Source organism: Shinella zoogloeoides (genome assembly GCF_030733845.1).
GTDB lineage: Bacteria > Pseudomonadota > Alphaproteobacteria > Rhizobiales > Rhizobiaceae > Shinella > Shinella zoogloeoides_C.
This window is the reverse complement of the sequence record NZ_CP132311.1, coordinates 595,860-609,298: the sequence shown is the minus strand read 5'-3', so window position 1 is coordinate 609,298 and position 13,439 is coordinate 595,860. Positions and strand designations below refer to the sequence as shown.

Below are 13,439 nucleotides of genomic sequence, written 5' to 3'. Positions count from 1 at the left end.
GTATCGTTATGTCCGCTCCGTTAGACATCGACCAGCTCCAGACCTTCGTTGCGATTGCAGATACCGGGAGTTTCACGCGGGCGGCGGAGCGGGTCTTCAAGACCCAGTCGGCCGTCTCGATGCAGATGCGGCGCCTCGAGGAGCGCATCGGCAAGCAGCTCTTCATGAAGGACGGCCGCGGCAACCGGCTGACCGCCGAAGGCGAGCGCCTGCTCAACTATGCCCGCCGCATGCTGCGCCTCAACAACGAGGCCATCGCCGCCTTCGACGACAATCGCCTTGAGGGCATGCTGCGCATCGGCACGCCGGATGATTATGCCGACCGCTACATGCCGGAAATCATCATGCGCTTCGCCAAGACGCATCCCAATGTCGAGCTCTACATCGTCTGCGAGCCCTCGGTGGATCTGGCCGAGAAGATGGCCAAGGGCGAACTCGACATCGCGCTCGTGACGCACAATCCGCGCCAGCGGCAGTCCGACGTCGTCAGGACCGAGCCGCTCTGCTGGGTCATGTCGGCCAACCATCCCCTGCCGGAAAACGCGCCGGTGCCGCTCGCCGTCGGCCGGCGCGACTGCCAGTGGCGGCAGATCGCCTGCGCGGCGCTCGATTCGGTCGGGCGCGACTATCAGGTCCTGTTCACGAGCTGGTCTTCGACCGTCGTCGCCGCCGCCGTCATGGCAGGCATGGCCGTCTCGGTGCTGCCGGAATCGGCGCTGCGCCCCGGCATGAAGGTGCTGACGCAGGCGGACGGCTTTCCCCCGCTCGCGCCGGTGCAGATCGGCATCATGCGGCGGCCGGGCCTCTCGCCCTCGCTCTCCAACGCCATCACCAGCCACATCACGGCCTGCCTCGACAACATCACGCCGCTGACGGCCGCCGACGACCTGCCCGAGGCCGAGGTGAAGATCTTCCCGCGCATGCCGCGGTTGCGGCCCGGACATATCCTGCCGGGATGGTGACGCAGCTTCCGCTCGACGGCATCCCCGCCGGCAAGGCCGGGCCGTCGAAGGTGACGATCCGCCTTGCCCGCGAAGACGAGATCGAGACGCTGCGGCGGATCGAGCGCTCCGCCGCGCAGGCCTTCCGGCTGATCGAAGCCTTCTCCTGGCTGGCGGTGGGCGACGTGCAGAGCACCGAGCGACACCGCGACCTGATAAGCAAGGGCACGAACTGGGTGGCAACTGCTAGCGACGACCATCCGGTCGGCTTTCTCAGCGCCGAGATCTTCGGGCGCGACCTGCATATCTGGGAGATATCCGTCGATCACCTGCAGCAGGGCTTCGGGATCGGGCGCAAGCTGATCCAGCACGCGATCGGGCAAGCGGCGAGGCGCGATCTCGACGCCGTGACGCTCACGACCTTCCGCACCATTCCCTGGAACTGCCCGTTCTACGAACGGCTCGGTTTCCGCACGCTTGACGATGCAGAGCTTTCGCCGCGCCTTGCGGGCGTTCTCGACGCGGAAGCCGAACACGGGCTGGCGCGCGACACGCGCTGCGCCATGCTGCTGGCCGGGCCCGGCGCGTAAAACCCCGGCATGCCGCCACGCCGGGGCAATCGTCACGTCGTACGCCGCGATCAGTCGTAGGTGGCTTCCTTGCCGTCGAAATAGATCGTGTTGGCTTCGCAGATGTTGATCGTCGTCTCGTCGCCCTTGATGCTGGAGCCATCCTCGGCCTCCCAGGTGACGTAGAATTCGACGTCGCACGGACCGTCGTAGTTGAACTCCATGCTGGCGGTCTCGCCGCCATTCAGCTTGAAGTCCATCCAGTTGGCGCTCCATTCACCGTCTTCGCCGGTGTAGAAGCCGTCGATGATGTAGTCGGAATCGTTCTTGATATCGAATTTCATGCCGGCGGCGAAGGCGGCCGGCGCACAGATGAGCAGCGTCGCCGCGGCGAAGGCGGCAATCGATTTGGTTGCGATGGATTTCACGGAGTTCGTCCTGTTTGTGATGCCGGAACCGCTCGCTGGAGGCCGCACTGACTTGCTTGGCCGCATGCGCGCGATGCTGCTGTTGCCCCTTGAAGAAACGAGGCCGGATCCGCCTGGAACCCGGCCCCGTTTTGTCAAACGGATCAGTTATTTGCTTTATTCTGCATGCTCACCGGCCTAGGCGAGATTCTTCTTCAGGAACGCCACCGTGCGCTGCCAGGCGAGGTCGGCGGCGGCCTTGTCGTAGCGCGCGGCGGAGGTGTCGTTGTTGAAGGCGTGGTTGACGCCGTCATAGATGTGGATCTCGACGCTCTTTCCGTTCGCTTCAAGCGCCTTGCGATAGGCCTCGATGCCGGCATTGATGCGCTCGTCGAGGCCGGCATAGTGCAGCATCAGCGCCGCCTTGATGGCCGGCACGTCCTCGGCCGGGGGCTGCGCGCCGTAATAGGCGACGCCCGCCTTGAGTTCCGGCGACTTCGTGGCGAAGCGGTTGACGAGGCCGCCGCCCCAGCAGAAGCCGATGGCGCCGACATTGCCGTTCGCGCCGTCGAGCTTGGCGAGGAACTGCAGGCTCGCTTCCGCATTGGCGGCCGTTGCCGCCGGGTCGAGCTTGCCGATCATCTCGCGCGCCTGGTCTTCATTCTCCGGCGTTCCGCCGGCAGGCGACAGGAAATCGGGCGCAAGCGCAATGAAGCCTTCCAGCGCCATGCGCCGGGCGACATCGCGGATATGCGGGTTGAGGCCGCGGTTCTCGTGGATGACGATGACGCTGCCGAGGGGGCCGGTCGTCTCCTTCGGGCGTACGAGATACCCCTTCATCTCGCCGGAACCGCCGCCATAGACGACGTCCTTGGCGGAGAGGCGTTCGTCGCCCGCCGCGATCATCTCGGCGCTGGCGGAACTGGCCGCCAGCAGGGGCGCGATGGCGGCCGCGGCGGCGCCCGATCCGGCGAGCGCCGTCAGGCGCTCCATGAAGCGGCGGCGGTCGAGGGTCAGGTGGGTGTATTCGTCATAGGCGTTGATCATCGCCTGCGTGATCTGCGGCTTGTCCATGGCGGATCCTCCGGTTTTCTTTCGTTTACCGCAATTCCGGACGCAAAACCGCTGCACACTTTTGCTGGAATTGCTAGCCAACGCATAAGATAGGCCGCCGCCGGAAAGCCGCCGCACACAACTGCGTTACCGGCCCGTCAGGTCATGGCGAGCCAGACGCCGAGCCAGACCCATAGCAGCATGACGACCAGAAGCCCGGCGATGAAGAGCGGGCGGCGATGGCGCAGGCGGTTGCTGGTGACATGCACATAGGCATGGGCGTAGCGCAGCGCCACGAACAGCCAGCCGCCGGCAACGGTAACCGGATTGTCGGCATCGACGAGGTAGAGGAGGATACTCACCGCGTAGAAGAGCACCGGCAGTTCGAACTGGTTGGCGATGGCGTTCTTGACGACGAGGCTTTCGGCCGGCTCCTCGCGGTTCTCACGGAACTGGTCGGGCCGGGCCCGCCCCTCCTTGACCGCGCCGACACGGCGGGAGGAGAGCAACAGGTAGAGGCAGAAGACGAGCGCGACATGCGCGATGATCGGCCAGATCGTGGCTTCCGTGGGAGACATGGGGTTCCTTCGGCTTGACGTTGGGCTCTTGCGGACAGAATTGCTCCGGATGAATAGGAGTTTCCGGCGGAAGCCTCAACCGGAAAGGCCGCTACGGCAAGCCGAAGGCGAATGCTTATTGCGGGGTCAGGATTTCCGTGCCCGAACCGTCCTTGCCGCTGATCGTCCAGGCGCCTTCCAGCGACCCGTCGCTCTTGACCTGATATACGATGAGGCCAATGGCATCCCCCAGCACGTAGCCGGCGGCAAAAGCGTTGTCGTAGAGCATGCAGATGCCGTTCGAGGTGGTGGAGCCGGTATGCCACTCGATCGAGCAGGTCGTCTCGCTCGTCAATTCGATCGTCGCCGTGCCGCTATAAGCCGAACCGTCGAGGTTCGTGCCCTCGACGTCATAGGTGCCGGCATTGACCGTCTGCGCATGCGCAGGCACGACCAGCCCCAGGCCCACAAGGGCGCCAGCCAGTATCTTCTTCATTGATGTCCCCCAGATGAACCGGCGAGATTGCCGGCATTTCATCCTATGCACAGGATCGGAGAAACGGAACAGGAATCACGACGCCGTGAAGCAAAAATGCCCGGCAAAGCCGGGCATTTTCAGGCATCCAAGCAAGTGCTGAAAGATCAGACGGCGCCGGGATAGTTCGGGCTTTCGCGGGTGATCGTCACGTCGTGGGCGTGGCTTTCGCGCAGGCCCGCGCCGGAGATGCGTACGAAGGTCGCCTTCTCCTGGTAATCCTTGAGGTCCTTGCCGCCGACATAGCCCATGGAGGCCTTGAGGCCGCCGGCGAGCTGGTGCAGCACGCCCGAAACCGGGCCCTTGTAGGGGACCTGGCCCTCGATGCCCTCGGGCACGAGCTTCAGCGTGTCGCGCACTTCGGCCTGGAAGTAGCGGTCTGCCGAGCCGCGCGCCATGGCGCCGACGGAACCCATGCCGCGATAGGCCTTGAAGGAGCGGCCCTGGTAGAGGAAGACCTCGCCCGGGCTTTCATCCGTACCGGCGAGCAGCGAGCCGACCATGACGGCCGAGGAGCCGGCGGCGATCGCCTTGGCGAGGTCGCCGGAGAACTTGATGCCGCCATCGGCGATGACCGGAATGTCGGACGCCTGCGCCGCCTCGACCGAGGCCATGATCGCGGCGAGCTGCGGCACGCCGACGCCGGCGACGATGCGCGTCGTGCAGATCGAGCCCGGGCCGATGCCGACCTTGACCGCATCCGCACCGGCATCGATCAGCGCCCTGGTGCCGTCCGAGGTCGCGACGTTGCCGGCCATGATGCGCACCGAGTTGGACAGCTTCTTCACGCGGGCAACGGCATCGAGCACGCGCTGCGAATGGCCATGCGCGGTGTCGACGACGATCAGGTCGACGCCGGCATCGATGAGGCGCTCGGCGCGCTCGAAGCCGTCGTCGCCGACGGAGATCGCGGCGGCGGCGCGCAGGCGGCCCTGTGCGTCCTTCGAGGCATTGGGGTTGAGCTGCGACTTCTCCATGTCCTTCACGGTGATGAGGCCGACGCAGCGGCCGTCGCCGTCGATGACCAGCAGCTTTTCGATGCGGTGGCGGTGCAGCAGGCGCTTGGCTTCCTGCTGGTCGACGCTTTCCTTCACCGTGATGAGGTTTTCACGGGTCATCAGCTCGTAGATCTTCTGGGCCGGATCGGAGGCAAAGCGCACGTCGCGGTTCGTCAGGATGCCGACGAGGCGGCCGGCCTTGCCGCTGCCGCCGTTCTCGACGACCGGGATGCCGGAAATGCCGTGCGCCTTCATCAGCGCCAGCGCATCGGCGAGCGTGGCATCGGGGCCGATCGTCACCGGATTGACGACCATGCCGCTTTCGAACTTCTTGACCTGGCGGACTTCCTCGGCCTGCTCGGCGGGCGTCAGGTTGCGGTGGATGACGCCGAGGCCGCCGGCCTGCGCCATGGCGATGGCCAGGCGGCTTTCCGTGACCGTGTCCATCGCGGAGGACAGGATCGGCAGGTTGAGCTCGAAATCGTGGGCGATGCGGGTGGCGATGTTCGTCTGGCCCGGCATGACCTCGGAGTGACCGGGCTGCAGGAGAACGTCGTCGAAGGTCAGGGCTTCGAGACCGGTTGCCGTTTCAATGATGCGCGCCATAGGCCAAGTTCCTTTAAGGTAAAGCTCACGCACCAAGGGGGACATTGGGAGCGGTCCGCCTCGGTCGCTTGCAAGAAATTCTTGGAAGTTGGCGAGGGCTGGTAACACGTTCATGACGGATTGGAAATAGCAAAACGCCCGGAATCGCTTCCGGGAGACGTCGGCAGACCTCCCCACCTCTCCTTCGTCATCCTCGGGCTTGACCCGAGGATCCAGGCTGCGGGTGTGGCGTGGATGGTCGGGTCAAGCCCGACCATGACGATCGAGAGGCTTGCGAGTGGCGCACCCTGCGTCAAACCATCAGATATCGAACTGATAGCTCACCGGCACGAAGCGATAGCCCTCGCCGCTCTTCTCGACGAAACCGGCCGCCGGGAAGGGCATGTGGTAGCCGATGAAGGCGAGCTTGTCGGTGGCGATCATGTCGAAGACCTTCTTGCGGGTCGCCGCCGCCTGTCCCTTGTCCATGTCGAAGCGCACTTCCCAGTCCGGCCGCTGCAAGGAAAGCACGTAGTGGTTCGCCGTGTCCGCCGTCAGGATCATCGCCTTGCCTTCCGATTCGACGCGGAAGATCATGTGGCCCGGCGAATGGCCGAAGGCATCGAGGCCGGTGATGCCGGGCACGACCGCGCCCTCGTTCTCGATGAAGGTGAGCTTTTCGGCGAGCGGCTGCACCTTGGCGAGCACGCCCTGGTGGCCCTGTTCGGCAGGCGTTCCCATGCGCTCGGGATTGACCCAGAAATCGTATTCCGTACGGCCGGTGACGTAGCGTGCATTGGGAAAGGCCGGCTTGCCGCCCTCCATCAGCCCGCCGATATGATCGCCGTGCATGTGGGTGAGGACGACGACCGAGATCTGGTCCGCCGTGTAGCCGGCATATTTCAGCCCCTCGAGGAGGCGCCCCATGCCGGCCTCGCGCCCGCCCTCGCCCATGCCCGTATCGAACAGCACCACCTCGGCGCCGGTATCGACGAGCGTCGGCGTGAAGCTGTTGACGAAGCTGTCGGCGGGCAGGAAATTCTCGCTGAGGAGCGCGCCCACCGCATCGGCGGACTGGTCGGTGCCGAAAGTCTCGTTCGGCGCGCCGGACGGGCGCATGCCGTCACGCACCGTCAGGATGCGAAAGCTGCCAAGCTTGAGGCTGCGTGTCTCGAGGGGGCTTACGCGCATGTCGGTGGCATCGCTTTCCGCTTCAGCAGGGGCCGTTTGAGCAAGGGCCGCCGCGCGGTTCAGCACAAGCGGCGCGGCCAATGTGCCGATACCGGCGGCCAGAAACATGGATCGGCGCGAGATTGTCGAATGGTCTCCCATGGGGCTTCCTCTTTGGTGGAATGGCTGCGTCGACGGCAGAATGACACGCGTCCATCTAGGGCGCCGTCACGATCCGGTCCCGTCGCTTCACGGGCTTGTGATAGGAGGCGCCGCCGCGCGCGATTTGACAGATGGCAGGCAGGGGCGCAGAAGACAGGCGCTTCAGGACCTCGTTACCCGCGAATTGCCGATGAACCGTATCGTTCCCCTCATCCTCGCCGTCGCGCTCTTCATGGAGCAGATGGATTCCACCGTCATCGCCACCTCGCTGCCCGCCATCGCCGCCGATCTCGGCGTCGGGCCGATCACGCTGAAGCTTGCGCTTACCTCCTACATGGTGTCGCTGGCGACCTTCATTCCGCTCAGCGGCTGGATGGCGGACCGGTTCGGGGCAAAGCGCATCTTCCGCCTTGCGATCCTCGTCTTCGTCGCCGGCTCCATCCTCTGTGCGGTCTCGGGCAGCCTCGTCGCCTTCGTCGTCTCCCGCTTCCTGCAGGGCATGGGCGGCGCGATGATGACGCCCGTCGCGCGCCTCGTCCTGGTGCGCAGCACGTCCCGGTCCGAACTCGTCTCGGCCATGGCACTGCTGACGATCCCGGCGCTCGTCGGCCCGCTCGCCGGCCCGCCGCTCGGCGGCTTCATCACCACCTATTTCTCCTGGCACTGGATCTTCCTCATCAACGTGCCGGTCGGCATCGTCGGCTATATCCTCTCGGGGCTCTACCTGCCGGAAATCCGCGCCGCCGCGCCGCCGCCGCTCGACTGGCTCGGCTTCTTCCTCAGCGCCGTCGCCGCCTCCGGCACGATGTTCGGCCTCTCGGTCGTCAGCCTGCCCGCCCTGCCGCCGATCATCGGCGTCGCCGCCACCACGGTCGGCCTCGTCTGCGCCATGCTCTACGTGCGCCATGCGCGGCGCCACCCGACGCCGCTGCTCGACCTGAAGCTCTTCCGCGACAGCGCCTTCCGCGCCGCCGCGATCGGCGGCTCGCTGTTTCGCGTTTCCGTCGGCGCCGTGCCGTTCCTGATGCCGCTGATGCTGCAGGTCGGCTTCGGCCTGTCGCCCTTCCAGTCCGGCCTCGTCACCTTCACCGGCGCGGTCGGGGCGATCACCACCAAATTCCTCGCAAAGCGCGTGCTCACCTTCGCCGGCTTCCGCACGACGCTGATCACCGCCGCCATCTGCGGCGCGGTGCTGACCTTCGTGAACGGCCTCTTCACGCCCGCAACGCCCTTCTGGTTCATGGCGGGCGTCCTGCTGGTCGCGGGTTTCGCCCGTTCCTTCTTCTTCACCAGCGTGAACGCCCTCTCCTTCGCCGACATCTCGGACGAGGACGCCAGCAAGGCGACGTCGATGAGCGCCGTGCTCCAGCAGATCAGCCTTGCCATGGGCGTCGCCGTGGCGGGCGCCATCCTCGAAATCGAGACCACGCTGACCGGCTCGCCGCTCGAACTGCGCGACTTCCAGATCGCCTTCATGGTGATTTCGGCGCTGACCCTTCTCGCCGTCATCCCCTTCCTCGCCATGGCCAGAAACGCCGGCGCCGCCGTCTCCGGCCACCGCATGGCCGCGCCGGAAGAAGAACCTGCCGCGGCGAAGTAACCGCGCATCATCGCGACGCAGCGCGAACCCAAAGCGTGCGGCCCATCCCCGTCCGGTTCGCACCCACCCTACTCCGTTGAAATCCCTCACTCCCGGCCCCGCACACCAGTCCATGCCCCCGAAACCCTGCCCCGCCAGGCACCCGTTCGCGCTCCCACCCGGCTTTCCTCCGCGCTGGCAATGCAATAGACATAGGCAGTCGCCTCCTCACGGAGGCGTGGGTTGAAACAAGTACGTCGTTCCCGACTGGGACGATGTTGCCATGTCGCCTCCTCACGGAGGCGTGGGTTGAAACCATGACCCCTGTTGGCCCCATGGCTTCAGCCAGTCGCCTCCTCACGGAGGCGTGGATTGAAACCGCCGGGAACAGAACGCTTGGGGCAGTGAGCAATGTCGCCTCCTCACGGAGGCGTGGATTGAAACTCTCCATCGCCCCGTTCTTCCGCGGCGAGGCGACCGTCGCCTCCTCACGGAGGCGTGGATTGAAACAGCGAAAACGTAGAAAAGCATTTCAGCCCCTACAGTCGCCTCCTCACGGAGGCGTGGATTGAAACGTGAAGATGCCGTCAAGTCGGGCCGTCTGCGGTTGGTCGCCTCCTCACGGAGGCGTGGATTGAAACTGGGTCGTGGAGGTCGCGAACCCGGCCTACAACTGTCGCCTCCTCACGGAGGCGTGGATTGAAACAACGAAGAGCGGCAGCACTTCTGGGTCGTGGAGGTGTCGCCTCCTCACGGAGGCGTGGATTGAAACACGGCACGGCGGTAATCGAAGGCAACACGCAGTTGTCGCCTCCTCACGGAGGCGTGGATTGAAACTGGCGGGCCGTTTGTCGATGCCGAGGGCAACATGTCGCCTCCTCACGGAGGCGTGGATTGAAACGACGATGAGGACGAGGCGCGCGCCTTCTGGGAGGTCGCCTCCTCACGGAGGCGTGGATTGAAACCGCGCTCGGAAGCAGGCGTCATGCCGAATTCGTTGTCGCCTCCTCACGGAGGCGTGGATTGAAACGCCGAGGCAGCCGCCAGTCACATCGAGCATGGCGGGTCGCCTCCTCACGGAGGCGTGGATTGAAACGCCAGCAGCTCCAGCACCTCCAGCGCCACGGCGCCGTCGCCTCCTCACGGAGGCGTGGATTGAAACTGCCGTGTTACGGGAGGCGGAGTCGCGCATGCGGGGTCGCCTCCTCACGGAGGCGTGGATTGAAACACGAAGGCCTTGCGGGCCGGCGCTCTTGCTGGTGGTCGCCTCCTCACGGAGGCGTGGATTGAAACGTTATCGATGACGGGAAAATCTTCCTCTCTGCTGTCGCCTCCTCACGGAGGCGTGGATTGAAACTCCGGCCGGACCATCCATGCGCGGTGATGCTCATCGTCGCCTCCTCACGGAGGCGTGGATTGAAACCAGTTCAGCGGACGATAGCCGAACAGCCCGTTCGGTCGCCTCCTCACGGAGGCGTGGATTGAAACTCCTTGATCCAGCCCGCAGGAGGCGTCTTGAGAGTCGCCTCCTCACGGAGGCGTGGGTTGAAACTGCTCAAGAGCGCGGAGAGTAGCGAGGACGAGGGCACCCCGCTTCCGGAGCCACTACTCCGGCTGTTCGCAGACGGCGGCGAGTTTGTTGCCGTCGGGGTCGCGGATGAAGGCGGCGTAGAAGCTGGCGTGGAAGGGGCGCAGGCCCGGCGCGCCCTCGTCGGTGCCGCCTGCGGCAAGGGCGGCGGCATGGAAGGCATCGACGGCGGCGCGGTCGGGGGCGACCAGCGCGATGGTGACGCCGTTGCCGTAGGTGGCGGGTTCGCGGTCGAACGGCTCGACCACCCAGAAGCGGCAGCGCACGTCACCGTCAGCCCCGTAGCCGATCTCGCCCGGCGCCTGCTTCTGCCGCCGGTAGCCGAGGCGCGGCAGGACCGCATCGTAGAAGCGGCCGGCGCGCGCCAGGTCGTTCGTGCCGACGGTCGTATAGAGCAGCATCAGGCGCCCTCTTCGGCCTCTGCCGCCTCATCGCGCGCCTGGCGGCCCTTGAACCCCTTGGCGAGCAGGAACATTTCCACCGATTCGGCGCGCGAGGCGCCGGGCTTGACGTGGATGACCTGCCGGAAATTCTGCTTGAGCAGGTTGAGCAGGTCGCGCTCCGTTCCGCCCTGGAAGGTCTTTGCCAGGAAATGCCCGCCTTCGGCGAGAACCTCGATCGCGAAATGCGCGGCGACCTCGCACAGATGCATGGTGCGGATATGGTCGGTCTGGCGGTGGCCGGTGGTCGGCGCGGCCATGTCCGAGATCACGAGGTTCGGCGTGCCGCCGACCGCGTCGATGAGTTTTTGCGGCGCGTCATCGTCCAGAAAGTCCATCTGAAGGATGCGCACGCCCGGCAAGGGGTCCATTTCGAGGAAGTCGATGGCGGCGACGCGCGGATCGGTATCGGTCGAATCCGTTACCTTGGCGGCGATCTGCGACCAGCTTCCCGGTGCCGCGCCAAGGTCGATGATGCGCCGCGCGCCGGAAAGGATGTTGTGCTTCTCGTCGATCTCCAGCAGCTTGAAGGCGGCGCGCGCGCGATAGCCTTCGAGCTTGGCGCGCTGCACGTAGGGATCGTTGATATGGCGCTCGAGCCAGCGGCGCGAGGAGGCCTTGAGCTTGCCCTTCTTGACCTTCTGGCCGAGCTTGCGGCCGGAGCGGTTGCCGCTGACTGGGGGCTTGGTCATGACGCCTGTCCTTCGGGCTTTGCCGGGTTGCGGTGGCCGCCGCGATTGTTGCGGCGGTGGCGGCCACGGCGCCAGACGCCGTCATCGGCCATCATGTCGGTGAGCAGGCCTTCCCGCAACCCGCGGTCGGCGACACGCATGCGGCGCGAGGGCCAGCGCTTGCGGATCGCCTCCAGAATGGCGCAGCCGGCAAGCACGAGATCCGCCCGGTCCGGCCCGATGCAGGGATTGGCCGCACGCGCGGTGAAATCCCACGACAGCAGCCGCGCCTGCATGGCCGTGACCTCGTCGTCCGACAGCCAGACGCCATCGACCCGGCGGCGATCGTAACGCGGCAGGTCGAGATGCACGCCGGCGAGCGTCGTCACCGTGCCTGACGTGCCGATGAGGTGGAAATCCTCCGGCGCATGGACGCCGTCGCCGGGGCAATCGAAATTCGCCAGCATGCCCTCGACCTCCGAGACCATGCCCGCAAAACTTTCCGGCGTGACGTCCCGCCCGCCATGGCGCTCGGAGAGCGTGACGACGCCGACCGGCAGGGATGTCCAGTGCGTGATGTGGTTGGCAAGCCGGCTGGAGCGGTTGTCGCCGATGCGGATGACCGCGATTTCCGACGAGCCGCCACCGATATCGAAGAGCACGACGGATTTCGCCTCGCGCCCGACCAGCGAGGAGCAGCCGGACACGGCAAGCCGCGCCTCGGTCTCGCGGTTGATGATCTCGAGATCGAGCCCCGTTTCTTCCCGCACACGCTCAAGGAAGGCCTCGCCATTGCCCGCCGCGCGGCAGGCCTCGGTGGCGATGAGGCGGGCACGGCGGATGTTGCGGTGCTTGAGCTTGGCGGCGCAGATCTTCAGCGCCTCGACCGAGCGGTCCATGGCGTCGTCGGACAGCAGGCCGCTTGCCGCAAGGCCTTCGCCGAGGCGCACGATGCGCGAAAAGGCATCGACGACGCGGAACTGGCCGGGCCGGGTCGGCTGGGCGATGAGCAGGCGGCAATTGTTGGTGCCGAGGTCGAGCGCGGCATAGAGCGGCGCATCGTGCTGGTCGCGCTCGGCGAAGCGATAGGGCGGCGTCTCGCGGCGCTGTTCGGATGGCGGATGGGCGGGGCGCTGTTCGGCAACCAGCCCTGCGGCCGGGGAAAGCACGGCGGCTTCGGCGACGGGCGAGGCCGCGCGCGCGGCGGACCTCTTGCCGCGCTGCTTGCGGCGGGCCTTGCGGCCGTCGGCCTGGCGCTGCTCGTGCTCGGGCGCTTCGCGCTGCCCGACTGGGGAGAGCGGACGCACATTTTCCTGGCCCGGATTCTTGCCGTGCTTGCGACGCTTGTTCCGGCGCGCATTGATGCCGCTGTTCGCGGCCTGGGGACGCTCGGCGGGCGCGGACGAACCGGCCGCCTGGCCTGCGGACGTGGAAACGGCAGAGGGGCTGGTCGCACCCTTCTGCTTTCCCTTGCGACGGCGCGACCGCTTCGGCCGCCCCGCATCGTCCGCATCTCGCGCCCCGGAAAGAGACGGCTTCGCGCCGCTGTCGGGGTCGTTCACGTTACTGCCTATGGCGCCGCGCAAAGCCTTGAAGCTGCAAGCAGGCGCTCTCTCGATCTTCGTTGGCGCGACATTACCAGCGCCCGGCCCGTTCGCCAAATTCTTTTTGTGACGCAATGACGACGCATCGGGCGGGAAATGGGCCGATGCGATTTTCCCAAAAAAAACCATTTGCATCTCCGCCTCTTTTGTTTATAAGCCCGCCTCACAGGCACCGGCCCAGCCGGAACCAGCCATGCTGGGGAATAGTTCAACGGTAGAACGACGGACTCTGACTCCGTTAATCTTGGTTCGAATCCAGGTTCCCCAGCCAAACTTTTCCCACATAAAGTAGATTCCCGCGCCCTTGCCAGCGGTTTCGCCGGCTGGCACGTTGCATGTGTCTGATTCACACCTGCAGGGGGAAGCCCATGGCGCACAAGTTCGAAATCTACAAGGACAAGGCTGGCGAGTATCGCGTTCGCTTCAAGTACAACAGCGAAGTGATGTTCTCGACGGAAGGCTATTCCAGCAAGGCCAGCGCGCAGAACGCCATCGAGTCGATCAAGAAGAACGGCCCCGGCGCGCCTGTCGAAGACAACAGCCAGGCCTGATCGAATTTTTCCATGAGAAGCCCGCCGGT

Annotated in this window: 13 protein-coding genes, 1 tRNA gene and 1 CRISPR repeat array; of the genes, 5 read left to right on the top strand and 9 right to left on the bottom strand. The window is 65.7% G+C overall.

Features of this window, described 5'->3' with window-relative positions; translation table 11 throughout:
* The first annotated feature begins 8 nt into the window (after window positions 1–8).
* Window positions 9–962 carry a LysR substrate-binding domain-containing protein gene (locus Q9316_RS03885; RefSeq protein WP_306033934.1) on the top strand — a complete coding sequence of 318 codons (954 nt, stop codon included), beginning with the start codon at window positions 9–11 and terminating at the stop codon, window positions 960–962.
* Window positions 956–1,531: a GNAT family N-acetyltransferase gene (locus Q9316_RS03880; protein WP_306033933.1), complete on the top strand. Its 576-nt coding sequence runs from the start codon at window positions 956–958 to the stop codon at window positions 1,529–1,531. The genes Q9316_RS03885 and Q9316_RS03880 overlap by 7 nt, the downstream gene beginning before the upstream one ends.
* 50 nt (window positions 1,532–1,581) lie before the next feature.
* On the opposite strand, the gene Q9316_RS03875 is transcribed toward Q9316_RS03880, so the two are convergent.
* The 6 genes from Q9316_RS03875 to Q9316_RS03850 form a co-directional block, all read right to left on the bottom strand.
* Window positions 1,582–1,938 carry a hypothetical protein gene (locus Q9316_RS03875; protein WP_306033932.1) on the bottom strand — a complete coding sequence of 119 codons (357 nt, stop codon included), beginning with the start codon at window positions 1,936–1,938 and terminating at the stop codon, window positions 1,582–1,584.
* Between the two features lie 177 nt (window positions 1,939–2,115).
* The gene (locus Q9316_RS03870; RefSeq protein WP_306033931.1) at window positions 2,116–2,991 is read right to left on the bottom strand and encodes a dienelactone hydrolase family protein; all 876 of its coding nucleotides are present in this window, start codon (window positions 2,989–2,991) and stop codon (window positions 2,116–2,118) included.
* Between the two features lie 137 nt (window positions 2,992–3,128).
* On the bottom strand, window positions 3,129–3,548 hold the full coding sequence (locus Q9316_RS03865; protein WP_306033930.1) for an MAPEG family protein: 420 nt from the start codon (window positions 3,546–3,548) through the stop codon (window positions 3,129–3,131).
* Between the two features lie 115 nt (window positions 3,549–3,663).
* Window positions 3,664–4,023 carry a hypothetical protein gene (locus Q9316_RS03860; protein ID WP_306033929.1) on the bottom strand — a complete coding sequence of 120 codons (360 nt, stop codon included), beginning with the start codon at window positions 4,021–4,023 and terminating at the stop codon, window positions 3,664–3,666.
* Between the two features lie 146 nt (window positions 4,024–4,169).
* The gene (gene guaB, locus Q9316_RS03855) at window positions 4,170–5,666 is read right to left on the bottom strand and encodes an IMP dehydrogenase (RefSeq protein ID WP_306033928.1); all 1,497 of its coding nucleotides are present in this window, start codon (window positions 5,664–5,666) and stop codon (window positions 4,170–4,172) included.
* A gap of 300 nt (window positions 5,667–5,966) precedes the next feature.
* The gene (locus Q9316_RS03850) at window positions 5,967–6,977 is read right to left on the bottom strand and encodes an MBL fold metallo-hydrolase (RefSeq protein WP_306033927.1); all 1,011 of its coding nucleotides are present in this window, start codon (window positions 6,975–6,977) and stop codon (window positions 5,967–5,969) included.
* 190 nt (window positions 6,978–7,167) lie between these two features.
* On the opposite strand from Q9316_RS03850, the gene Q9316_RS03845 reads away from it, so the two are divergent.
* Window positions 7,168–8,577, top strand: a complete 1,410-nt coding sequence (locus Q9316_RS03845) for a DHA2 family efflux MFS transporter permease subunit (RefSeq protein ID WP_306033926.1) — start codon at window positions 7,168–7,170, stop codon at window positions 8,575–8,577.
* A gap of 198 nt (window positions 8,578–8,775) precedes the next feature.
* A CRISPR array of direct repeats spans window positions 8,776–10,108; the repeat unit is 31 nt; unit sequence GTCGCCTCCTCACGGAGGCGTGGATTGAAAC.
* Between the two features lie 53 nt (window positions 10,109–10,161).
* Here the strand turns inward: Q9316_RS03845 and Q9316_RS03840 are convergent.
* From Q9316_RS03840 to Q9316_RS03830, 3 genes are read right to left on the bottom strand one after another with little or no spacing between them, the layout of a single operon-like run.
* Complete coding sequence (locus Q9316_RS03840; protein ID WP_306033925.1) at window positions 10,162–10,545, bottom strand: VOC family protein; 384 nt, start codon at window positions 10,543–10,545, stop codon at window positions 10,162–10,164.
* Complete coding sequence (locus Q9316_RS03835; protein WP_306033924.1) at window positions 10,545–11,276, bottom strand: RlmE family RNA methyltransferase; 732 nt, start codon at window positions 11,274–11,276, stop codon at window positions 10,545–10,547. The genes Q9316_RS03840 and Q9316_RS03835 overlap by 1 nt, the downstream gene beginning before the upstream one ends.
* Window positions 11,273–12,817 carry a Ppx/GppA phosphatase family protein gene (locus Q9316_RS03830; protein ID WP_306033923.1) on the bottom strand — a complete coding sequence of 515 codons (1,545 nt, stop codon included), beginning with the start codon at window positions 12,815–12,817 and terminating at the stop codon, window positions 11,273–11,275. Before Q9316_RS03830 ends, Q9316_RS03835 begins: the two co-directional genes overlap by 4 nt.
* Before the next feature lie 239 nt (window positions 12,818–13,056).
* Between Q9316_RS03830 and Q9316_RS03825 the strand changes: the two genes are divergently transcribed.
* Window positions 13,057–13,130 (top strand) — tRNA-Gln (locus Q9316_RS03825).
* Window positions 13,131–13,227: 97 nt separating this feature from the next.
* A complete protein-coding gene (locus tag Q9316_RS03820) occupies window positions 13,228–13,410 on the top strand; it encodes a YegP family protein (RefSeq protein WP_306033922.1) in 183 nt (60 codons plus the stop codon).
* The last annotated feature ends 29 nt before the right edge of the window (window positions 13,411–13,439 follow it).